Source organism: Klebsiella scottii (assembly GCF_036561945.1).
Classification (GTDB): domain Bacteria; phylum Pseudomonadota; class Gammaproteobacteria; order Enterobacterales; family Enterobacteriaceae; genus Klebsiella; species Klebsiella scottii.
Map to the genome: position 1 here is coordinate 240,454 of NZ_JARXNI010000018.1, position 21,563 is coordinate 262,016.

Here is a 21,563-nt window from a genome sequence, read left to right on the forward strand (position 1 = left end):
TAGCGAGGAGAGAATCAACAGAGCTTGCTTTGCAATTTTCGTTATAAGAAAGAATGAATTTCTATTTCATCCCTCATCCTTATGCTGCTAGCTTCGCTGGTTTGTATATACAAGTAAATTCATGCTTTTTTTTCGGAGATACCGGGGATGAACATAAAAAACAAACTGGCAGCATCCTGGCTGGCGCTGGGTCTGATTACCGTGCAGGCGCAGGCAGCAGATTTCGTTGTTGGCAGTAAAAACTTTACCGAACAATATATCCTGGCGGAAATTTATGCCCGTGCGCTGGAGCAGTCGGGCCTCTCCGTTGAGCGTAAAACAAACCTGGGCGGAACCTTAATCGCCCACGCGGCTCTGCTGAAAGGCGAAATTGATATGTATCCGGAATATACCGGTACGGCGCTCAGCGCGGTGGTGAAAGGCACTCCCTCCTCCGACGCCGCACAGGTATTTAAACAGGTCAGCGACGCCTACCAGCAGCAATACCATCTTACCTGGCTACAGCCTGCCCGCGTGAACAACGGCTACGCGCTGCTGGTTAGCAAACAGACGGCAGAAAAATACCACCTGAAAACGCTCTCCGATCTCGCTAAAGCCGCTCCGCAACTGACTATTGGGGCAGGCGCAGAGTTTGGCGATCGCCAGGACGGTCTGAAAGGGCTGGAGCAAACCTATGGCATTAAATTTAAAGCCTTCCGCCAGTTTGCCAAAGTCGGCCTGCGTTACGACGCCCTTGCTGCCGGGCAAATCGACGTAGCAAACGGCTTTGCCACCGACTGGCAAATCGCTGAAAACCAGTACGTTGCGCTTGACGATGACAAACACCTCTTCCCTCCTTACGAAGTTGCGCCGGTTGTGCGCGACGCGGCGCTGCAGGCGCATCCCCAGGTTCGCGACATTTTAAATAACGTCAGCCAACTGCTTGATAACGCCACCATGCAAAAACTGAATGCGGAAGTGGAAAAGAATAAAGAAGAACCGAGCGATGTGGCGGAAGACTTTTTGCGCAAAAAGGGCCTAATCAAATAGGGTACGATCGTGACAACGACACTTATGCTGGGTGATGCACCGCTCACGCTTGAAGACGTGCGGGCGGTCGCCGACTGCGGCCAGACTGTCGCGCTGGGAACGCAGGCGCAGCAGGCCATTGGCGCATCTTTTGATTTTCTGATGCGCAGCATCAGCGCCGGAAAGCGTATCTATGGAGTCACCACCGGACTCGGCGCAAATGTCGATACCACGGTACTGCACGCGCAGGGCGGCCGCCACGATGAGGATCTGCTACAGGCAATTCAGCGGCGAATCCCGCTGGCGCGGGCAGTGGGCGTAGGGCCGCAGGCAACGCCTGCACAGGTCCGCGCGATAATGCTGGCGCGTCTTGCGGGCCTGGCACAGGGCGCATCGGGCATTTCTTTGCCCGTGGTGCAGACGTTGCTGGCCTTTCTCAACGAAGGTATTCATCCCCGAGTTCCGCTTATCGGTTCGATCGGCGAAGCGGATCTCGCGCCGCTGGCGCATATCGGCCGTGCGCTCGTTGCCGATGGCGAGGCCGAATATCGGGGCTCGGTGGAATCGGTCTCCACATTGCTGAACCAGACTAGAGTGGCGCCTGCACCGCTGCGCGGAAAAGACGGGCTGGCGCTTGTCTCATCCAATGCCGCAAGCGTCGGCCTCGGTGCGCTGCTTCTGCTGGATATAGCCCGGTTAATAAACGCTCACGCGGGTGCCATAGCGCTCTCGTTTGAATCGTTTCGCGCCAACGTTACGCCGCTAACGCCCTGGGCGGCGCGAATGCGCCCTGCGCCGCAGCAGGCAGAAACCGCCGCCTGGCTGCTGTCGCTTCTGGATGGCAGCCCGCTGCTCCAGCCCGACGGCGCACGCGCCTTGCAGGATCCGCTCAGCTTCCGCTGCGTCGCACCGGTGCTGGCCTGCGTGCGCCACGCCTGGCTAAATGCGCGCGCGGCGGTCGAACTGGAACTCAACAGCGCCGACGACAACCCCGGCCTGCTGGCAGAGCCGGAACTGGTGCTGGCAAATGCCAATTTTGACGTCACGCATCTGGCGCTGGCGCTGGAAAGCCTCGGGCTGGCCCTCGCCCGCCATGCCGCGTGCAGCGGTGAACGCATCATGAAACTGATGTCGCCCGCCGCCAGCGGCCTGCCGCGTTTTCTCACCCGCCACACCGGGCAGACAGGTTTCGCCACGCTGCAAAAAACGGTTTCCGCACTGGTCAGCGATATCGCGCACCATGCCCAGCCGCTCTCCCCACTGACAATACCGGTGGCCGATCGGGTTGAAGATTACGCCTCGCAGGCAATGGGCATCGTAGCCAAAACCACGCGACTCATGGAAAGCCTACGCTATCTGGTAGCAATTGAACTTTTGGTGGCTGCGCAGGCGCTGGATCTTCAGGAGGCCCCGCAGCCCGGGCGCTATGCAGCGGCGCTACATGACAAAATCCGCGCCCGGGTGGCGCCGCTGGATGAAGACCGCGCCAGCGCTGGCGACATTTCCATTCTGGCCGACGCGATAATGCAGCCGGAATGGCTTGCAGGCCAGGCCGTATTGCTGGAGACCTCCTGATGCGCTGGGCGACACGACACTATGACGACATTCTACTGGCGCTCTGGCAGCACCTGGTACTGGTCGGCGCCGCGATGCTGATGGCGTTCGTTATTTCGCTGTTTCTCGGCATTACCACCGCCCGCCGCCCGCGGCTGTACGCGCTGGTGATGACGGTAACCGGCATGATTTTTTCCATTCCTGGGCTGGCACTATTCGCCCTGCTCATTCCGTGGCTCGGCATCGGCATGCTGCCGGCTATCGTCGGATTGACGGCCTATGCGCTGATGATCCTCACCCGCAATATTGCTGCCGGTTTTCACGCTGTTCCGCTGGACGTCCGCGAAGCGGCGCGGGGAATGGGGTACGGCACCTGGCGCAATCTGCGCGAAGTGGAGCTGCCGCTGGCGCTACCGTTCATCATCACCGGCCTGCGCATTGCCACCACCACGCTTATCGGCATCGCTACGGTCGCGGCATATATCAACGCCGGTGGGCTTGGCTCGATTATTCTCGCCGGGCTGGATCAGCGCTATCCGGAGAAAATATTTATCGGCGGCGGATTAACGTCACTGCTGGCGATCGGCGCGGATCTGTTTTTTGTCCGGCTCCAGCGGCGTATTTCACAAGGGAGAAGCCAATGATAACGCAGGCATGGCAATGGGTGCTGGATAACCAGCCGCTGTTCTGGCAGGCGGTGTGGCAGCATCTGACGATGTGTGGGCTTGCGCTCAGCATCGCCCTGATTATTGCGATCCCGACGGGTGTGCTGATCGCAAACCTCCCTCGCCTCGCCTTTATCATCACCAGCGGCACCAGCACGCTGCGGACGATCCCAAGCCTTGCGATCCTTGCGGCAGTTATGCCGTTTCTCGGCATTGGCCTGCTGCCCTCGGTCGTCGCGCTGGTGGTGCTGGCCGTGCCGCCGATTTTGCTCAACACGTGCACCAGCATTCAGTCCGTTAACCCGGATACGCTCTCAGCGGCGCACGGCATGGGGCTCACCCCCTGGCAGGTAACAGGCAGAATCGTGCTGCCTTTGGCGGCCCCCGGTATCCTCGCCGGCTGTCGTACCGCCGCCGTACAGGTGGTCGGCGGAGCGGCACTGGCGTCATTTATCGGCGGCGGCGGTCTGGGTGATTTTGTCACCACCGGCATTGCCATCATGGACATGTCGCGCCTGTTAGTAGGCGCGGTGCCAATTATTCTGCTCGCTGTGGGTATCGAAGCGCTTTTCGCCCTGCTAGAGCGTCTGTGTTATCGACCTGGTTAAAGGGCTAATCTAATGATTAAACTGGAAAATATTAGCAAAATTTATCCCGGTTCGCCGCGTAAAGCGCTTGACGATCTCTCCATGACGTTTGAAGAGGGAACCACCACGGCCCTGATTGGCCCTTCCGGCTGCGGCAAAACCACCACCATGCGCCTAATTAACCGCCTGGAACAGCCCACCTCCGGGCGTGTCTGGGTAAACGGGCACGATGTCGCAGCGGAAGATCCGGTGATGCTGCGTCGGCATATCGGCTACGTCATTCAGAACGTCGGGCTGTTTCCGCATATGACCGTCGCGGACAACATTGCCACGGTGCCGCGTCTGCTGGGCTGGAGCACCGCGCGCATTCAGACACGGGTGGAAACGTTGCTTGAGCTGGTAGGACTGGATGCCCGGCAATACGCCAGCCGCTTTCCTGCGGCGCTTTCCGGCGGTCAGCGACAACGGGTAGGCGTTGCCCGCGCGCTGGCAGCGGACCCGCCCGTCATGCTGATGGATGAACCGTTCGGCGCCATCGACCCCTTGGTTCGCGGGCGATTACAGACCGAGTTTAAGCAGATTCTGCAGCGCGTGAAAAAGACGGTGATTATCGTCACTCACGATCTTGATGAGGCCATCAAAATGGGCGATCGCATCGCCATTATGCGCGAAGGGCGACTGTGCCAATACGCCCCTCCCGCCGAAGTGCTCTCAGCTCCGGCAGATGAGTTCGTCGCGGCTTTCGTCGGCAGCGATGCAGCGCTGAAACTTCTGGCTATTACCCCGGTGGCCCAGGCGATGGAAACGTCTCTGACCGCTAATCATCCGCAGCGGCTTGACGTGAACGCCACCCTGAAAGACGCGCTGGCGCTGATGCTTTCCCGGCACGCCGACAGCATCACCGTCACCGAATACGGCTCGCCCGTCGGCGTATTAACCCGCCAGCGGCTTTTCACCCACGTGCGGCCCGATGCGGACCATACGACCTATGAGAGAAATTTATGACTCAAAGCATACACTTAACCTGGCTAAACGGCCCTGATGTTGACCAACTGCAGCTCACGGACGCGGAAATCCTCGCGGCGGTGGAGAACGGGCTGCGGGCGCAGGGGCAGAAAAAAACCGTCATTGAACCGCGCGTGCATTTAATTCCCGATAAAGCGTTTAACGGCCACTTTAACGTACTGCGCGGTTATATCGAGCCGCTGGGGCTCGCGGGGGTAAAAATCGTCGGCGATTATGTCAATAACTATACGCTCGGGCTGCCCTCGGAAATGGCTCTGCTGAACCTTTTCGATCCGCGCACCGGCATGCCGGTTGCCATTCTGGATGCGTCGGCGATTACCGATATGCGCACCGGCGCGCTTACCGCGCTTGGCGCGCGCCACCTCGCCCGCCGCGACAGTAAGGTGCTGGGGCATATCGGCGCACGGGGCACCGCTTACTGGAACGTTCGTCTGCTCAACAGCATTTATGATTTTGATGAAATCCGCATTCATTCCCGTCGCCCGGAAAGCCGTGACGCTTTTGCACGCCGTCTGGAGCAGGATCTCGGCAAAAAAGTCATCGTCACCGACGACTGGGAAAGCTGCGTGCGTGACGCGGATATTGTGGTCGAAGCCTCGCGTCTTGATGCGCCGACGCCGCTGTTAAAAACAGAGTGGATAAAACCCGGCGCCTTTGTCGTGCCCTACGGCACCATGAGCGCCGTGGAGCTGTCGCTTACCGACATTATGGATAAGCTGGTGGTGGACGATTGGGGACAGTGCAAAGGAGGCATGTTTGGATCGCTACGGGCCCATGTAGAGGCCGGAAAATTAAGCGAGCATACCCTGCATGCCGAGCTGGGCGAAATTGTCGCCGGGGCGAAACCCGGTCGTGAAAACGATGGCGAAACCATCCTCTTCTGGCATCGCGGGCTGTCGCTAAGCGATATTGCACTGGGGCATGCGATGCTGGAGAAAGCTCGCGCGCTGGGTGTTGGTCAGGAGCTACGCTACCGGTGATCGTTAACGCGCGAATGTACTCGGTCACCCCGACGGCCGCAGAGGGGTGGAAAAGGCTCCTGCTCGAAGCAGTACGCCGCGCCGGGCTGAAGGCAGAGATTTTTGACTACCCTGCCCCAGCCAGGCTGGAAGGGCTGTGGACTCGTTCCGATCTGCTGGCGGTATTCATGTGTGGCTGGCCCTTCGCGCAGCGGCGCTTTCCGGTACGCCCCGTGGCCGTGCCGATTACGGAAGACGCCGCCGGAGAAGGAATACCAGGGCACTACCGTACCCTGTTTATGGTACCGAAGTCGTCTACCGCCGAAAGGCTGGAAGAGACCTTCGGCGGGCGGCTGGCGTATACCAACCCTGAGTCGCACTCCGGCTATAACGCGGTGCGCTATCATCTGTCGGCGTACCTTAGGGAATCGCGAAAAACGCTTTATAGCACCCTTGTCGGGCCGCTGGTGACCCCGCGACGCGTGCTGGAAACGCTGGCGGCGGGCGAAGCGGATGTCGGCCCGCTGGATAGCTATGCCTGGTCGCTGCTGCGCCGGTATGAACAGGAATTAACGCGCCATGTGCGTATCCTGGCGCGCAGCGCGCCCGCACCGATGCCTTTACTGGTGGCAAGCGATATGGTTGACCAGCAGGTCATTATGGCGCTGCAAACGGCGTTGCTGACGCTGAATACAGAACAAGATGCCACGCTATTATGGCCTCTGGGGCTTCGGGGATTTATCGCCCCCTCCGCCGACGCCTGGCAAGTGCTTTGCGACCGGGAAGAAGTTGCGTTCTCCAGAGGCTATGACATGCTGCGCTGAAAACGGCGTTTCATGCTGTCGCTCCATTATTCGCGCCGTATGCTATTACATCGTTACATGATAGCCGCGTCTTGAACCGCTCGATAATAGTTTGCCACCCTTACGCACGCACAAACAGTAGTCTCGACCACCATCTATTGGCAGTTCAAAAATATTCACCAGACAGGCCCTTATCCAGATATGGCATAATGAATAGGTACCGGGCAGAAGCGCTGTCAGTGATAATTCATTGTATCATGGGGGTACTTTAGCGTTCTTCGGTAATAGCGTAATTGCATGGCTGAATATTACCTACATTATCATAGCGCACGGCCCTTCCACTATTGCCTCGGCCGATCGGACCATCACATTATTATTAATAACCGAGAGATAGCCACTGACGCTTTAAAGCGTCTGCGGCTATTCACCCAACAAATACACAGGAAAAACTGGAACTCATAGCAAACAGAATGTTAATCGTGGATATGATTCCGGGTCCAGCACCACTCCACGCCAGCGTAATAAACGAAGCCGCGCGTCCGGCGCGGAACATCCTCGCTACTGCAGCTGCCACACGCCTTTCATAAAACCACCTCGAAAGCCCCCTCTTCTCACCCGATCGCATTGCCTACTTTTTTTCTCTTACAATAAATGTTACGTTATAACATAACATTTAATAATTTGATGCCGATCGATGAAAATTAAGCCCTCTTTGCTAGCTCTCGCAGTCGCAGTAAACATCTCACCTCTGACTTATGCAGCAGATGAAACCCTGGTGGTCACCGGCAGCGGCGCGTCCGACGATGCCGTCCTGTCCGATTCTGCGCTTCTGTCATCCGGTTCGGCCTCGCGCCTCGGTCTGAGCGATAAACAGACGCCGCGCCATACGGAAACCCTCAGCGCCAGAACTATCAAGGCGCAGGGGAAACGGACCCTCACCGAAGTCGTCGAGAGCGCGCCGGGGATGTCCGGCACCAGCTCGCCAACGCTCGCCAACAGCGTTTCGCTGCGCGGCTTCTCGAGCGTCTCCTGGCTGCTAAACGGCGTGGCGGTACCCGGCAGCAAGATTCAAATTGCCGATCCGGTGCATTACGAAAACGTCGATATCCTGTACGGCACCGGCTCGGTTCTGAATGGCCTGAGCTCTGCCGGCGGGAGCGTCAACCTGACCTCGCGTAAAGCCACCTTCGGTCGCCAGCCGGTGGAGGCCGACTATAGCTGGTCAAGCTATAACAGCCATCGCGCCCACATCGGCGCGGGAGGCACGCTGGTTGAGGGTATAGCCGCCGGCCGCGTGGATGTCAGCGCCGCCAGTAACGGCACCCAGGTTGAGAAAGAGCGCAGCCGTCCGGAACGCGTCAGCGCGCAGCTCCTGCTGACGCCGACCGCTAACACCCAGATAACCTTTGATATCGATCGTAGCTTAACGGACATGCGCAATCCCTATTTCGGCACGCCGGTGATCAATGGCAAAGTCGATCGCGATTTACGTCATGTGAACTACAACAACCTTCAGGATGCGCATATCCGCAGCCAGGCGACCTCGTTCCAGTCAACCCAGTCCTGGTATGCAACGCCTGATTTGACCTTTGAAAACCAGTTCTACTATTACAAAGGCTTCCGCGAATGGCAGAACGTTGAGCGTTACTACCCGGCGCAGAAAGCAGGCTACGTAACCCGCGATTCTTATGGCGATCTTGCGCATGATGACAAGCTGACGGGCAACCGGACCATGACCGTCTGGGATCGCCCGATTGCGTCATTCGCCAACCGCGTGACCGCCGGCGTCGATTTTTCAAAACGTGAGTTCCAGTACTATTCCAACGGCTTTCCGGGCGGGGAAGATGTTCTCCTGACCCACCCTGCCGCCGGTGATTTTCGCACCGGCGCCGGCGGCAAGATGCGCTCTCCCGTCCGCCACATCACCCAGAATCAGTATGCGCTGCTGCTGGAAGATAACCTCAATATCACCGACGCCGTCGCCCTGTTAAGCCAGGCGCGCTACACCAACCTGGACATGCACTGGCACTATCAGCAGGATAATCAAACCATCAATCGGAGCTATAGCTTCATAAGCGTCGGCGTGGGGCCGAGCTGGGCCATTAACGATAGCTGGACGCTGTATGCCAGCTACTCAACGGGTAAAGAACCCGGCAGCGATATCTTCTTTATCAGCCCCGCGCAAACGTCGCTCCCGCTTACCGCCGTTCAGCAATATGAAGCGGGTGTAAAAGGAACGTTCGAGCGCGGCGCAATGAAGCTCGCCGTTTACGATCTGCAGAAAAAGAATCTTTACCAGCAGTCGGCAACCCAGGCGGAGGTCTGGAATGCGGTTGGTAAACAGACCTCTCGCGGCATCGAATTGAGCGGGTCGATTAAGCCGCTGGATAGCGTCACGCTGACAGGTAATGCCGCCTATACCCACGCGCGCTTTGACGATTTCAAACAGGGTACGCAGGACCTTTCCGGCAACCGGCCGCGCTACATTCCGGAGTGGACAGCGAACCTTGCCGGGCGCTATATGCCGACCGACAAACTGGGTCTCGGCGCGCAGCTCCACTATGTGGGCAGCAGCTATAACGATGACGCCAACACCAACAAAATGGGTGATTACACCACTCTCGACCTGAATGCCGATTATGCCGTGCTGAAGGACGTTATCGTGGGCACCCGCGTGCGTAACCTGACGGATCGTTTCTACACCTGGCAGCGAACCTATGCCGGGCAGGAGATGATTGCGCCAGGTCGCACGTATGAAGCCTATATCAACATGCGTTTCTGATGAAACGCCTTGCCGCCCTCGCCCTGCTGGCAGCCTCTGCCAGCTTTGCGCATCCCGTGACCTTGCAAAACTGTGGGCACTCCTGGACGTTTGCGCGTGTCCCACAGCGGACCATTGTCTATATGCCGACCGCGATGGAAAACATGCTCGCGCTGCGTCTGGGCGATGCCATTATCAGCGCCGTCGGCTATCGGCCGGATGAAGATACCGCGCCGTCTCCCTGGTACAAACCGCTAACGGCCCGTCTCGATGATGCTCCCTGGTCGGCGGAAGCCCTGCTGGCCTCGCGGCCAGATTTTATCTATTCCGGCAGCTACTACTGGTTTAACAGCCCGGAAACCGCCGGTCGCGAAAGGATGGCCGAATGGGGCATCGCCAGCTGGCTGATTGAAGGGATGTGCAATGGCCTGCAAAGCGCTTCCCCTGCGTCCGCCACCTTCGCCAGCATCTATGCCGAGCTGCGCAATATTGCGCGTATTTATGCCGTAGAGCCGCGCGCCGAGGCGCTGATTGCCGAGCTAAAGCGGCGGGTTGCCGCCGACAAGCGCATAACGCTGCCGCCGAGAACGCTGATGTGGTGGTATTCCGGGACGGCGACCCCTTACGTGGCGGGCGGTCATGGCGCGGCGGAGCTGCTAACCCAAACCATCGGCAGCAGAAATATCTTTTCTGATAGCAAGGAACTGTGGCCCGCCATGAGCTGGGAGGCGATCGCCGAACGAGATCCCGACTACCTGATTCTGGGAGACCTGCGCCGGGGCGGAGCCGGCGACAGCGCCCGCAGCAAAATCGATTTTCTTGAACATTACCCGCTCACCGCCGGCATGAAGGCGGTGAAAGCAAAGCATTACATCATCTTACCCGGCTATGACATGGACGCCTCCGCGCGTTCGGTTCTGGCCCTGCACCGGCTTGTCACACAAATACACGCTAAGGAACAACAATGACCTTTCCCGCCCGCGAATTACTGAAGAACTGGGATGAACAACAAAGCGCCTACATCGCCCACCGCGAAGCGCGCTATAACGCCGCGCTGGATGTGCTGGCGATGAGCTATGGAGAAGCCTTCCACGTGGTGGATCTGGCCTGCGGCCCGGGCTCGTTCAGCCTGCGTCTTTTGCAACGTTTTCCGGCCGCAACCGTAACGGCTATTGACCTCGATCCGCTGCTGATGGCGCTGGCTAAAGAAGCGCTGGCGGAATACCGGGACCGCATTCAGTTCTTCAGCGGCGATATGGCATCAGCAGATTGCTTCACCGTCATCGCCAGTAAGCCCCAGGCCGTGGTTTCCAGCACCGCCATCCACTGGCTGCTGCCGGAGCAGCAGGTGGCGCTGTATCGCAACGTTTTTAACCTGCTGGATGAAGGAGGGATGTTCATCAACGCCGACCACCAGCGCTTTGACCAGCGTAGCCCGCGTCAGACGCTGCTTGCCCGGACTCATGACGAAAGCACCCAGGAAAAGGCCTGGGCCGCCGGCGTGCAGGACTGGGACAGCTGGTTTGCAGCGGCCACCCGTTATCCCGAGCTGGCCGATGTAATCGATGCGCGCGCCGCCATCTTTGCCGACCGCCCGACGCCGCTGGCCACCACGGTAGAATTCCAGCTTGCCGCCCTGCGCCAGGCCGGTTTTACGGAAACGGGTACGCTGTGGCAATTCCTCGATGACTATATCGTCGCCGGCTGGAAATAATCATGCTGCGTTCCCCTGTTTTTCGCCTCGCCATGCTGCTTCCGGCGCTGCTGCTGGCCCTGTGCATTGCCGTAATGTATGGCCCGGTGACCTTCTCCATGCAGGAGGTGGCACACGCCATCCTGGCAGGCTACTGGCATAGCGATACGGCGGGAACGCTTCATCAGCGGATCGTCTGGTCCCTGCGCATTCCGCGCTCCCTGCTTGCGGCCCTCGCCGGCGCCGCGCTGGCGCTGGCCGGGACGGTACTCCAGTCGCTGACCCGCAATCCCCTTGCCGACCCCTGGGTGCTGGGCATTTCATCCGGCGCGGGCCTCGGGGCGGTGCTGGTCATCGCGCTCGGCCTCAGCGTGGGCTGGGCCGCGGTGCCTGCCGGCGCTTTCTGCGGCGCAATGCTGGCTTTTTCTTTGGTGCTGCTGATGGCGCGTAAATCGCTTTCCGGCCAGTCCAGCCGCTTTGTGCTGACCGGCGTCGCGGTAACGCAGCTGCTCTCTGCGGCCACATCATTGATTACGCTCTGGAAAACGGATGCCGATACCACACGAGGCGTGATGTTCTGGCTGCTGGGGAGCTTCGCTCAGGCATCCTGGCTACAGGTAGCGCTCTGCGCGGCGGCGCTGCTGCCGATATTTCTGATCTGCTGGTGGCGGGCAACAGAGCTGGATGTCCTGACGTTCGGCAGCGCGACGGCGGCGTCGCTCGGCGTGGAGGTCGGCACTATCAAGCTGGCCATGTACTGCCTGCTGACCCTGTTAACGGCGGTGGTTGTCGCCTGCTGTGGGGCTATCGGTTTTATTGGGCTGACCGTGCCCCATATCGCCCGCATGCTCATTGGATACCGCCATCGCTCGCTGCTGCCGGCATCCATGCTGTGCGGGGCTATCTTTACCGTTCTGGCCGATACCCTCGCCCGCACACTGTTTACGCCGCGTGAACTCCCCGTCGGTATCCTGACGGCGATGCTCGGGGTCCCGATATTTCTTTTTCTGATCGCCCGCACGTCACGATAGCCGGCGAAGCTGAGCAGCCGCGCAATGAGCGCCCCGGATTTTTTGTAACATTCAAAATGCGAATGAGATACACTCAATCAAATTACTCTGACATCTGGCTGCATTTTGCACGAACGCACACGAACCTATCCCATAGCTGCATGGCTGGCGCTGCTTGCCATCGCTATGTTGTTCGTTGCTCCCGTCGTCTCGAAGTCCATTGCCCGCCAGGCAGCCTGCCAGCACTTCTCCGCCGTCTCGTCGATGCCCATGCCGGGTATGCACCATGACATGCCGATGGCGGCGCACTGCGCTGAGAGCGTCGCTATGGATCATCAGATGATGTCCGGTCAGGCGATGTCGCCAATGGAAGAGATCGCCTGCGGCTACTGTCAGCTGCTGGTCCATCTGCCGTTTGTCCAGCTACTGCTGGCGATGCTGCTCTGGCTGCTGCTGCTTTTTATTGTCCGTCATCCGTTAATTCCGATCGTTTGCGCGCCGATTTTCCGCGCCTGGACGCCTCAGCGCGCCCGCGCGCCTCCTGCTGTTTTTCTCTCTTCGTTTAACGACTAATAACCGATATTGCGTAGCTTTTGCCCATCGCCTGATGAGCAGGATATTGCTATGCCAGAAAAACAGCAGGCCATGTAATGAAAAAACTCACTCTCGGGCGCACTCCGCTCGCCTCTCTGATCCTGATGACGCTGCTTGCAAACGCGGCGTCCGCGGATGAACAGCACCATCAGGATACGATGCAAGATGACGCCGTCATGATCGTCACGGCGCCGGTTTCCTCTCCGCTGGAGATCGTCACCTCGCCCAAAACGCCGCGTCAGCCGGTCCCCGCCAGCGATGGCTCCGATTACCTGAAAACGATCCCCGGCTTTTCGCAGATTCGTAACGGCGGGACCAACGGCGATCCCGTTTTCCGCGGCATGTTCGGATCGCGCCTGCGCATCCTGACCAATAATGGCGAAATGCTGGGCGCCTGCCCGGCGCGCATGGACGCGCCCAGCTCCTATATTTCCCCGGAAAGCTATGATCTCCTGACGCTGATTAAAGGGCCGGAAACCGTACTGTGGGGACCGGGAAATTCAGCCGGTACCCTGCGCTTTGACCGCGAGCCGCCGCGTTTCGACAAGCCCGGCATTCAGGGCACTGCCAGCCTGCTGGCCGGTTCAAATAACCGCTGGGATGAGAATGCGGACCTCAGCCTGGGGAGCGAGCTGGGCTACCTGCGCCTGACGGGGAATAAATCGCGCGCCGATGACTACAAGGACGGGAATGGCGATCGCGTACCGGCAAAATGGGATAAGTGGAACGGCGATATGGCGCTCGGCTGGACGCCGGACAAAGATACCTTAGTCGAGCTCTCGGCAGGAAAAGGGGATGGCGAAGCCCGCTACGCCGGGCGCAGCATGGATGGCTCCCGCTTCAAACGCGAAAGCCTCGGCATGCGCGTCGAAAAGTCCAATATTGGCGAGGTCTTCGATAAATTCGAAGCCAATATCTATTACAACTACGCCGATCATGTCATGGACAACTACTCCCTGCGCTCGCCTGGGGGCGGAATGTCGGGGATGGATATGTCCGCCGGAATGGGCGACATGGGGGGCGGGATGGATTCCGGCTCCTCGATGAACATGAGTATGCCGATGGCGATGGAGCTGGACCGCAGAACCGTAGGCGGCCGGATGATGGGAACCTGGCTGTGGTCTGACTTTGAGCTACGCAGCGGCGCCGATACGCAGCTCAATACCCACCGCAGCAAAGGCGACGATGGCTGGGCGAAAGATGCCCGCTTCCATGATTACGGTCTGTTCAGCGAGCTGACGTGGCATGCCACGGAGCTGAGTAAAGTGGTCAGCGGCGCGCGGCTGGATCGGGTGCTGGTCGACAATTTCAGCGACGCGGGATCCGCTGAGCGAACCGATACGCTGCCCGCCGGTTTTGTCCGCATCGAACACAACCTGGTCGGGACGCCGGTCATGTTTTATGCCGGTATCGGCTATACCGAGCGCTTCCCTGATTACTGGGAGCTGTTCTCGCCGACCTACGGCCCGGATGGCTCCACCGACGCCTTTGATAAAGTCAAAACGGAAAAAACGACGCAGATCGATATCGGGGCGCAGTACAAAGGGGAGCGGCTTAACGGCTGGGTGTCGGCCTATGTTGGACGGGTGAACGATTTTATTCTCTTCCGCTACGACCCCAGCAACGCCTATATCAGCCAGGTCGATAACGTGAATGCCACCATTATGGGCGGCGAAGCCGGCGCCAGCTACCAGCTCAGCGACGCCTGGAAAGCCGACGCCAGTCTGGCCTATTCATGGGGCCAAAATACCGCTGACCATCAGCCGCTACCGCAAATCCCGCCGCTGGAGGCGCGACTGGGGCTCACCTGGGAACGCGGCGACTGGAGCAGCACCGGGCTGCTGCGCATGGTCAGCAGTCAGCATCGCGTCGCCATCAACGAAGGCAACGTCGTCGGCAAGGATTTTGACAACAGCGCCGGTTTTGCGGTCTTTTCGGCGAACGCGGCTTATCGGGTCAACAAGTCGGTTAAGCTGAGCGCAGGCGTGGATAACCTGTTCGACAAGGCTTACAGCGAGCATTTAAATCTGGCCGGGAACAGCAGCTTTGGCTATTCCGCAAATACGTCGGTTAACGAACCAGGAAGAACCTTCTGGGGCAAGCTGAACGTCACATTCTGACAGGCTCCCGGCCCGTACGGGCCGGGAATACCGTTCAGCAGCCGTTGTCCAGCCGGCCTGTTCTCAGCGCCAGTAAGCCCCGGTCACCCGGGGTTTATCAACCTCATCCGCGCGCCGCTCTTGACGCCGATGGCGATCAGTTACCGCCGGCTTTTTTGATTGCCGCATCCAGGGAGTCTTTATCGGCAAGACCCGGGAAGACGGTAATATTCGCCTCCGTGGCGCCGGTCGTCGGCATCACAATAACGCCCGGCGTTCCGCTTAAGCCGATCTCCTGCGCCAGCTGGTTAGTCGCCTCAAGCGCTGGCTCAACGTCCGCGGCCTTCTTCGCGTCGAAATTGACCTTCTTCACCTGCTGCTGAATATCCGCCGCCGTCAGCTTGCCCTCGTTATGCCCGGTGGCATAAATCCCGTTATGGTAGGTCAGGTAGGCTTCCGCCCCCTTCTGCTGATAAATTTGCAGGCCGGTTTTCGCCGCGGTCAGCGACGTTTCCCAGCGGCTGCCGAAAATAGGCCACTCTTTAAACGCGAAGCGGGTCTGCGGATTTTCCTTAATCACCTGAGCCATCACCGGCGCCAGACGGCTACAGTAAATGCACTGGTAATCAAAGAATTCGATAACGGTAACCTTGCCATCCGCCGGTCCGTAGGTCGGCGTATTTTTATCCTGAGTCAGCGCGGCCTGATTTTTAATTACCGCCTGGGTCGCGGCGCTGGCCTGCTGCTCCTGCTGAATCTGCTGTAGCTTCTGGCTTGCCTGCAGCAGAACCTCCGGATGGGCGACTAAATAATCCGCCGCAATCTTGCCGATACGGGCCTCCTGCTCCGGCGTAAAGGTGGCAGCAGGGGCATCAGCGGCCATAGCCAGGGCCGGAAGCAGCGTGGCGCCAATCAAGGCGATGGTCACTATTTTTTTAGAGCCGGACATGAGGATGATCCTTGCGATAGATAAACGGCAGGTGAGTCTGATAAGACAAAGTAGCATCCTTTGCCGGCGAATAATCATCAGGCGATGCATTGATTCGTAACTTTATTTTTCAATACCGGGCAGACGTCGCGCCGCTCATATTCACCCGAACGGTAGGCAACACGATCGAACGGCGCTACGCTTGCCCCTCATTTTCCCCTTGAGAAGGGCGTTTTTCCGGTTAGATGAGTCAGGCATGAACCAGCTAGTTATTCAGTGGGATTTTACCGTCAGGAAGGGCTGCGTCGAAATTAGCGTAAAAATTCAGGCCAACGGGCCAGCCGCCGCATCCTCTTTCGCCGTCGACCCCGACGGCGTCAAGTTTCAGGCACATTCCTCTCACAGGCGTTCTCATTTGCCCTAAGCTTAATGGGGAAAGTTGTTACCACCCCATTCAGTGAAAATGAGATAACGATATGGAATTAAAGGATTATTATGCCATTTTAGGGGTTAAGCCAACGGACGATCTAAAAACCATTAAGACCGCCTACCGTCGCCTGGCTCGTAAATATCACCCCGACGTCAGCAAAGAAAGCGATGCTGAAGCCCAATTTAAAGATCTTGCCGAGGCCTGGGAGGTGCTGAAAGATGAGCAGCGCCGTGCGGAATACGACGAGCTCTGGCAGCATCGCAACGATCCGCACTTTGGTCAGCAGCAGGCCCCCCACGAGCAGAACTACAGCCAGCAGGATTTCGACGATATCTTCTCCTCGATGTTTGGCCAGCAGGCACACCACGCCCGGCGCCAGAAGGCCGCACGCGGCCACGATTTAGAAATTGAAGTCGCGGTATTCCTCGAAGAGACGCTCGCCGAGCAGACCCGCACCATCAGCTACAGGCTGCCGGTGTACAACATTTTCGGGATGGTCGAGAGCGAAACGCCTAAAACGCTGAACGTGAAAATTCCCGCAGGCGTCAGCGACGGCCAGCGCATCCGCCTGAAAGGCCAGGGTACGCCGGGAGAAAACGGCGGCCCGAATGGCGACCTGTGGCTGGTTATCCATATAGCCCCGCATCCGCTGTTCGATATCGTGGGCCATAACCTGGAAATCGTTCTGCCGCTGGCCCCGTGGGAAGCCGCGCTGGGCGCCAGGGTGACAGTCCCCACCCTCAAAGAGAGCATTCTGCTGACGATCCCCCCGGGCAGCCAGCCGGGTCAACGCCTGCGGATCAAAGGCAAGGGGCTGGCGAGCAAAACCGCCACCGGCGACCTGTTTGCGGTGATCAAAATCGTTATGCCGCCGAAGCCAAACGAAAAAGCCAGCGCGCTCTGGCAGCAGCTCGCGGATGCAGAGGCGAGCTTCGAGCCGCGTAAGACATGGGGGAAAGCATAATGGCTAAGATGACAGTGACGTTCTCAATCACCGAGTTTTGTCTGCATACCGGCATTTCTGAAGACGAGCTTAGCGAAATTGTCGGCCTCGGGATGATTGAACCGCGTCAGCCGCAAACCGAGGTCTGGCTGTTTGATGACAGCGCGGTAACGATAATGCACCGCGCGGTGCGCCTGCGCCGCGAGCTGGAGCTGGACTGGCCCGGTATCGCCGTGGCGCTGACGCTGCTGGATGAGAACGCGCGCCTGACCCGCGAGAACCGGCTGCTGCACCAGCAGCTGGCGCGCTTTCTGACCCACAGCTAATCCACCAGCCCGGCAGGCGCAGCGCCTGGCCGGGTTTGGTTTGAGTTAACGCCGGACCCATTCGGGTAGCCACTCGCCGTGGCTGGCAATCAGATCGTCCACCAGCGCATAGATCTCCTCGATCCCCAGCACCGCCGCGGTGTGCGGATCCATCATCGTCGCGTAATAGACGTAATCGCGGTTCTCGGTGAGGATCGCCTCGGTCAGCAGGGTCTGGACGTTGATGTTGGTTTGCATCATGGCCGCCAGGTGAGCAGGCAGCTTGCCTGCTTTAGTCGGCTGAATACCGTTGGCATCAACCAGGCAGGCGACCTCTACGCAGCATCCTTGCGGCAGGTTATCGATCAGCCCGTCGTTGCGCACGTTGCCGTACACCACGCTCGGCTCGCCGGTCCAGATCGCGTTCATAATCGTGCTGGCGTACTCGCGCGAGGGCTTAATATCGATGCGATCGCTGGTTTTATACATCTCCAGCTCTTTATGCCAGTTCGCCACCTGCTCTACGCAGCGTTTCGGATATTCATCCAGCGGCACCTGATAGCGGGCGAGCAGGTCTTCACGCCCCGGTTTGATAAACCACGGGGTATATTCTGCGAAGTGCTCCGACGACTCCGTCACGAAGTAGCCCAGCTTTTTGAACATCTCATAGCGAACGATATTCTGACAGCGCGAGTTCTCGCGGTGCTTCGGCGCGCGCCCTTCGGCAAAGGCCTGCAGCATATCCGGATAAATGCTGACGTAGCTGCCGTCGCCCGTCTTTTTCTCCAGTGACAGGTAGAACGCCATATGGTTGATACCCGCGCAGCGGTAGCGCAAATCCGCCGGGTCGAGGTCAAGGTCATGCGCCAGCTCTTCCGCCGTTCCCTGCACGGAATGGCACAGGCCAACCTGCTTGATATGCGGATAGCGCGCGTACATCGCCCAGGTATTCATCGCCATCGGGTTGACGTAGTTCAGCATCGTCGCGTTCGGGCAGACCTCGGTCATATCGTCACAGATGCGCCACAGGTGCGGAATCGTCCGCAGCGCCCGCATGATCCCGCCCGGCCCGAGCGTATCGGCGATGGTCTGCTCCAGCCCGTGCAGCTTGCAGACCTCAAAATCGGTTACCGTACACGGCTGGTAGCCGCCAATCTGGAAAGCGACCACCACAAAATCCGCGTCCATCAGCGCGGTTCTCTGGTCGCGATGGCAGCTAATTTCGCCGTGAGCGCCGACGGAATCCATCAGCTTTTGCACCACGATATACGACTCTTCCAGACGGGTCGCGTCGATATCCATTAGCGCGATATGCGCCGATTTCAGCGCCGGGCGCTGAAAAACGTCGCCGAGAATATTTTTAACGAAAACCGTTGAGCCAGCGCCGATAAAGGTAATTTTTGGGGCAGACATAGTGCTCTCTCCGTAAAGTCATTGAACACCCGCAGCGTGACACGCCGGACGCGCCGCGCGCTGCCCTCTTCCCGACGGAGCATTCCCAAAAGCTCAGATCGAGCGCTGCCCGACATAAAATCTGAGTTTTCGGGAACAATATGGCGGAAAAGGAGAGAAAACGGGCCGTTTAATCCGCTAAGATAGGCGCATATCGGTGCAAAAAAACAGCAACTATGACGATTCAGGAATCCGAAGCCTCATGGAAAAAACCCTTACGCCGCAGCCTCCCGACCCGCATATGAGCAGCAGTGACGAGAAAAATACCCGCAGCCCGCTGGCGCTCTATTCGGAGTATCAGCGCATGGATATCGAGCTGCGCACCCCGCACGCCATGACTACCAGCCACTGGCACGGTCAGGTAGAGGTTAACGTCCCCTTCGACGGCGACGTGGAGTATCTGATCAACAATGAGGTGGTGAGCATTAAGCAGGGCTATATCACCCTGTTCTGGGCCTGTACGCCGCATCAGCTCACCCGCCCCGGCAGCTGCCGGCAAATGGCCATCTTCAACCTGCCGATGCATCTGTTTTTGTCCTGGCCGCTGGACCGGGAGCTGATCAACAACGTGACCCACGGGATGGTCATTAAATCCCTCGCGGCGCAGCAGCTCAGCGTCTTTGAAATCCAGCGCTGGCAGCAGGAGCTCGCCAGCGACAACGAGCAGATCCGCCAGCTGGCGATCGAAGAGATCGCCCTGATGCTCAAGCGCTTTAGCCTCTCAGGCTGGCAGCCGATTCTGGTTAACAAAACCTCGCGAACGCATAAGCACAGCGTCTCGCGGCACGCGCAGTTTTACGTCAGCCAGATGCTCGAATTTATCGCCGCACACTACGATCGGGCGCTGACCGTCGATGCGGTTGCCGAACACGTTAAGCTCAACCCCAACTATGCGATGGGCATTTTTCAACGGGTGATGCAGCAAACCATGAAGCAGTACATCACCGCCATGCGAATTAACCACGTACGCGCCCTGCTCAGCGACACCGACAAAACCATCCTTGATATCGCCCTCACCGCCGGCTTTCGTTCCAGCAGCCGCTTCTACAGCACCTTTAGCAAGTACGTCGGCATGCCGCCGCAGCAGTACCGCAGGCTCAGCCAGCAGCGTCGGCAAAGCCTGCCGCCGAATGAGGCCTAAGCGCGCATAAAAAATGCCGCCGGGGGAGGCCCGCGGCGGCATTGTTCACACTCCTGGCGAATTAATTAGTCGTTAATTCGCGGGTGCTGCTGCACCAGTCGGGAGCGTTTTTCCTGCAAATCGGCGATTTCCTGATCGAGATCTTCGATTTTGTTTTCAATGTTATCGTAGTGCTCGCCGAGGATTTCTTTCGCTTCCTGAATATCCGAAGCCGCCGGCGTCGCCCCTTTCAGCGGACGGTTCGCCGTCTCCTTCATCGTCAGGCCGGTCATCAAACCAATCGCCGCAATCACCATCAGATAGTAGGCCGGCATCATCAGGTTCTGCGTGGTTTCCACCAGCCAGGCCGCCAGAGTTGGCGTCAGACCGGCAATCAGCACCGAGATATTAAAGGCGCTGGCCAACGCGCTGAAGCGGATATGGGTCGGGAACATCGCGGGCAGTGAAGAAGCCATCACCCCGATAAAGCAGTTAAGCACCACCGCCAGCAGCAGCAGACCGCCGAAAATCAGGCCGATAACGTCGCTGTTAATCATGATAAAGGCCGGAATCGACAGCGAGAACAGCGCCACGCTGCCGATCAGGATAAACGGACGACGGCCGAAGCGGTCGCTGAGCATCCCGATAACCGGCTGTACAAAGAGCATCCCGACCATAATCGCGATGATAATCAGCACCCCGTGATCTTCCGAGTAGTGCAGGTTATGCGACAGGTAGCTCGGCATATAGGTCAGCAGCATGTAGTAGGTCACGTTGGTGGAAATCACCAGACCGATACAGGTCAGCAGGCTACGCCAGTGCTTGGTCGCAATCTCTCTGAACGATACCTTCGGCCCTTCCTGCAGCCCTTCGCGATCGCCCTGCTCCAGGGTGTCAACGTGCTGCTGGAACGCCGGAGTCTCTTCCAGAGCGTGACGCAGATAGAGGCCGATAAGCCCTAACGGCAGCGCGAGGAAGAACGGCAGGCGCCAGCCCCAGCTGAGGAAGTTTTCCTCGCCGACCACGCTTGAAATCAGCACCACCACGCCCGCGCCGAGGACAAACCCGGCGATGGAGCCGAAGTCCAGCCAGCTGCCCATAAAGCCGCGTTTACGGTCAGGCGAGTATTCGGCGACGAAGATCGAGGCGCCGGTATACTCTCCGCCCACCGAGAAGCCCTGCGCCATCTTACACAGCAGCAGCAGAATCGGTGCCCAGATACCAATCGACGCGTACGATGGAATAAGACCAATACAGAAGGTACTGATCGACATGATAACGATGGTTATCGCCAGAATCTTTTGTCGACCGTATTTATCGCCCAGCATGCCAAAGAACAGGCCGCCTAGCGGACGAATCAGGAACGGAACTGAGAATGTCCCTAGCGCGGCGATCATCTGCACGCTGGGATCGGCATCGGGGAAGAAGACCTTACCTAAGGCGTACGCTACGAAGCCGTACACGCCGAAATCGAACCACTCCATCGCATTGCCTAGCGATGCTGCGGTGATAGCTTTTTTCAGCTTGCCATCGTCAATGATGGTCACATCCCGCAGAGTGATTGGCTTTACTTTTTTCCTTTTAAGCATATTTTTCCTCTAAAGCTTCGCCGTGAGCGCACGGATC

General features: G+C 58.5%; 19 protein-coding genes. 16 read left to right on the forward strand and 3 right to left on the reverse strand.

The window, feature by feature from the left end:
* The first annotated feature begins 147 nt into the window (after positions 1-147).
* The 13 genes from QFI97_RS03040 (at position 148) to QFI97_RS03100 (ending at position 14,780) form a co-directional block, all read left to right on the forward strand.
* Positions 148-1,029 (forward strand): glycine betaine ABC transporter substrate-binding protein, encoded by an 882-nt coding sequence (locus QFI97_RS03040; protein ID WP_095104471.1) that lies wholly within the window; start codon positions 148-150, stop codon positions 1,027-1,029.
* A gap of 9 nt (positions 1,030-1,038) precedes the next feature.
* Positions 1,039-2,583, forward strand: coding sequence for an HAL/PAL/TAL family ammonia-lyase (locus QFI97_RS03045; protein WP_095104473.1), 1,545 nt, complete (start codon positions 1,039-1,041; stop codon positions 2,581-2,583).
* Positions 2,583-3,206 carry an ABC transporter permease gene (locus QFI97_RS03050; RefSeq protein WP_045856957.1) on the forward strand — a complete coding sequence of 208 codons (624 nt, stop codon included), beginning with the start codon at positions 2,583-2,585 and terminating at the stop codon, positions 3,204-3,206. The genes QFI97_RS03045 and QFI97_RS03050 overlap by 1 nt, the downstream gene beginning before the upstream one ends.
* A complete protein-coding gene (locus tag QFI97_RS03055) occupies positions 3,203-3,835 on the forward strand; it encodes an ABC transporter permease (RefSeq protein ID WP_095104477.1) in 633 nt (210 codons plus the stop codon). Before QFI97_RS03050 ends, QFI97_RS03055 begins: the two co-directional genes overlap by 4 nt.
* Before the next feature lie 12 nt (positions 3,836-3,847).
* Positions 3,848-4,819, forward strand: a complete 972-nt coding sequence (locus QFI97_RS03060; protein WP_095104479.1) for an ABC transporter ATP-binding protein — start codon at positions 3,848-3,850, stop codon at positions 4,817-4,819.
* Positions 4,816-5,820 (forward strand): ornithine cyclodeaminase family protein, encoded by a 1,005-nt coding sequence (locus QFI97_RS03065; RefSeq protein WP_331833678.1) that lies wholly within the window; start codon positions 4,816-4,818, stop codon positions 5,818-5,820. The genes QFI97_RS03060 and QFI97_RS03065 overlap by 4 nt, the downstream gene beginning before the upstream one ends.
* Positions 5,817-6,623 (forward strand): phosphate/phosphite/phosphonate ABC transporter substrate-binding protein, encoded by an 807-nt coding sequence (locus tag QFI97_RS03070; protein WP_143350197.1) that lies wholly within the window; start codon positions 5,817-5,819, stop codon positions 6,621-6,623. The genes QFI97_RS03065 and QFI97_RS03070 overlap by 4 nt, the downstream gene beginning before the upstream one ends.
* Positions 6,624-7,314: 691 nt before the next feature.
* Positions 7,315-9,384 carry a TonB-dependent receptor gene (locus QFI97_RS03075; RefSeq protein WP_346430561.1) on the forward strand — a complete coding sequence of 690 codons (2,070 nt, stop codon included), beginning with the start codon at positions 7,315-7,317 and terminating at the stop codon, positions 9,382-9,384.
* On the forward strand, positions 9,384-10,331 hold the full coding sequence (locus QFI97_RS03080) for an ABC transporter substrate-binding protein (protein WP_346430562.1): 948 nt from the start codon (positions 9,384-9,386) through the stop codon (positions 10,329-10,331). Before QFI97_RS03075 ends, QFI97_RS03080 begins: the two co-directional genes overlap by 1 nt.
* Positions 10,328-11,077: a class I SAM-dependent methyltransferase gene (locus tag QFI97_RS03085; RefSeq protein ID WP_095104487.1), complete on the forward strand. Its 750-nt coding sequence runs from the start codon at positions 10,328-10,330 to the stop codon at positions 11,075-11,077. The genes QFI97_RS03080 and QFI97_RS03085 overlap by 4 nt, the downstream gene beginning before the upstream one ends.
* A 2-nt stretch (positions 11,078-11,079) precedes the next feature.
* Positions 11,080-12,087, forward strand: a complete 1,008-nt coding sequence (locus QFI97_RS03090) for a FecCD family ABC transporter permease (protein ID WP_331850315.1) — start codon at positions 11,080-11,082, stop codon at positions 12,085-12,087.
* Positions 12,088-12,192: 105 nt separating this feature from the next.
* Positions 12,193-12,639 (forward strand): DUF2946 family protein, encoded by a 447-nt coding sequence (locus tag QFI97_RS03095; RefSeq protein WP_346430563.1) that lies wholly within the window; start codon positions 12,193-12,195, stop codon positions 12,637-12,639.
* Between the two features lie 77 nt (positions 12,640-12,716).
* Entirely contained in the window at positions 12,717-14,780 is a 2,064-nt protein-coding gene (locus QFI97_RS03100) for a TonB-dependent copper receptor (RefSeq protein ID WP_346430564.1), read from the forward strand.
* A 136-nt stretch (positions 14,781-14,916) separates the two neighbouring features.
* On the opposite strand, the gene QFI97_RS03105 is transcribed toward QFI97_RS03100, so the two are convergent.
* Complete coding sequence (locus QFI97_RS03105; protein WP_095104493.1) at positions 14,917-15,708, reverse strand: DsbA family protein; 792 nt, start codon at positions 15,706-15,708, stop codon at positions 14,917-14,919.
* A 455-nt stretch (positions 15,709-16,163) separates the two neighbouring features.
* Between QFI97_RS03105 and cbpA the strand changes: the two genes are divergently transcribed.
* A complete protein-coding gene (gene cbpA, locus QFI97_RS03110) occupies positions 16,164-17,081 on the forward strand; it encodes a curved DNA-binding protein (RefSeq protein WP_095104495.1) in 918 nt (305 codons plus the stop codon).
* Positions 17,081-17,386: a chaperone modulator CbpM gene (gene cbpM / locus QFI97_RS03115; protein WP_041143674.1), complete on the forward strand. Its 306-nt coding sequence runs from the start codon at positions 17,081-17,083 to the stop codon at positions 17,384-17,386. The genes cbpA and cbpM overlap by 1 nt, the downstream gene beginning before the upstream one ends.
* 45 nt (positions 17,387-17,431) lie before the next feature.
* Here the strand turns inward: cbpM and QFI97_RS03120 are convergent, their stop codons facing one another.
* Positions 17,432-18,778: an alpha-glucosidase/alpha-galactosidase gene (locus QFI97_RS03120; RefSeq protein WP_331833671.1), complete on the reverse strand. Its 1,347-nt coding sequence runs from the start codon at positions 18,776-18,778 to the stop codon at positions 17,432-17,434.
* Between the two features lie 241 nt (positions 18,779-19,019).
* Here QFI97_RS03120 and melR point away from each other — a divergent pair, with 241 nt between their 5' ends.
* Positions 19,020-19,958 carry a transcriptional regulator MelR gene (gene melR, locus QFI97_RS03125; protein WP_331833670.1) on the forward strand — a complete coding sequence of 313 codons (939 nt, stop codon included), beginning with the start codon at positions 19,020-19,022 and terminating at the stop codon, positions 19,956-19,958.
* A gap of 65 nt (positions 19,959-20,023) precedes the next feature.
* Here the strand turns inward: melR and proP are convergent, their stop codons facing one another.
* Positions 20,024-21,526: a glycine betaine/L-proline transporter ProP gene (proP, locus tag QFI97_RS03130; protein WP_095104501.1), complete on the reverse strand. Its 1,503-nt coding sequence runs from the start codon at positions 21,524-21,526 to the stop codon at positions 20,024-20,026.
* Positions 21,527-21,563: the final 37 nt, after the last annotated feature.

Coding starts and splice junctions, on each gene's coding strand:
- QFI97_RS03040 (WP_095104471.1), top strand. CDS start 148: ATGAACATAAAAAACAAACTGGCAGCATCCTGGCTGGCGCTGGGTCTG.
- QFI97_RS03050 (WP_045856957.1), top strand. CDS start 2,583: ATGCGCTGGGCGACACGACACTATGACGACATTCTACTGGCGCTCTGG.
- QFI97_RS03055 (WP_095104477.1), top strand. CDS start 3,203: ATGATAACGCAGGCATGGCAATGGGTGCTGGATAACCAGCCGCTGTTC.
- QFI97_RS03060 (WP_095104479.1), top strand. CDS start 3,848: ATGATTAAACTGGAAAATATTAGCAAAATTTATCCCGGTTCGCCGCGT.
- QFI97_RS03065 (WP_331833678.1), top strand. CDS start 4,816: ATGACTCAAAGCATACACTTAACCTGGCTAAACGGCCCTGATGTTGAC.
- QFI97_RS03080 (WP_346430562.1), top strand. CDS start 9,384: ATGAAACGCCTTGCCGCCCTCGCCCTGCTGGCAGCCTCTGCCAGCTTT.
- QFI97_RS03085 (WP_095104487.1), top strand. CDS start 10,328: ATGACCTTTCCCGCCCGCGAATTACTGAAGAACTGGGATGAACAACAA.
- QFI97_RS03090 (WP_331850315.1), top strand. CDS start 11,080: ATGCTGCGTTCCCCTGTTTTTCGCCTCGCCATGCTGCTTCCGGCGCTG.
- QFI97_RS03100 (WP_346430564.1), top strand. CDS start 12,717: ATGAAAAAACTCACTCTCGGGCGCACTCCGCTCGCCTCTCTGATCCTG.
- QFI97_RS03105 (WP_095104493.1), bottom strand. CDS start 15,708: ATGTCCGGCTCTAAAAAAATAGTGACCATCGCCTTGATTGGCGCCACG.
- cbpA (WP_095104495.1), top strand. CDS start 16,164: ATGGAATTAAAGGATTATTATGCCATTTTAGGGGTTAAGCCAACGGAC.
- cbpM (WP_041143674.1), top strand. CDS start 17,081: ATGGCTAAGATGACAGTGACGTTCTCAATCACCGAGTTTTGTCTGCAT.
- QFI97_RS03120 (WP_331833671.1), bottom strand. CDS start 18,778: ATGTCTGCCCCAAAAATTACCTTTATCGGCGCTGGCTCAACGGTTTTC.
- melR (WP_331833670.1), top strand. CDS start 19,020: ATGGAAAAAACCCTTACGCCGCAGCCTCCCGACCCGCATATGAGCAGC.
- proP (WP_095104501.1), bottom strand. CDS start 21,526: ATGCTTAAAAGGAAAAAAGTAAAGCCAATCACTCTGCGGGATGTGACC.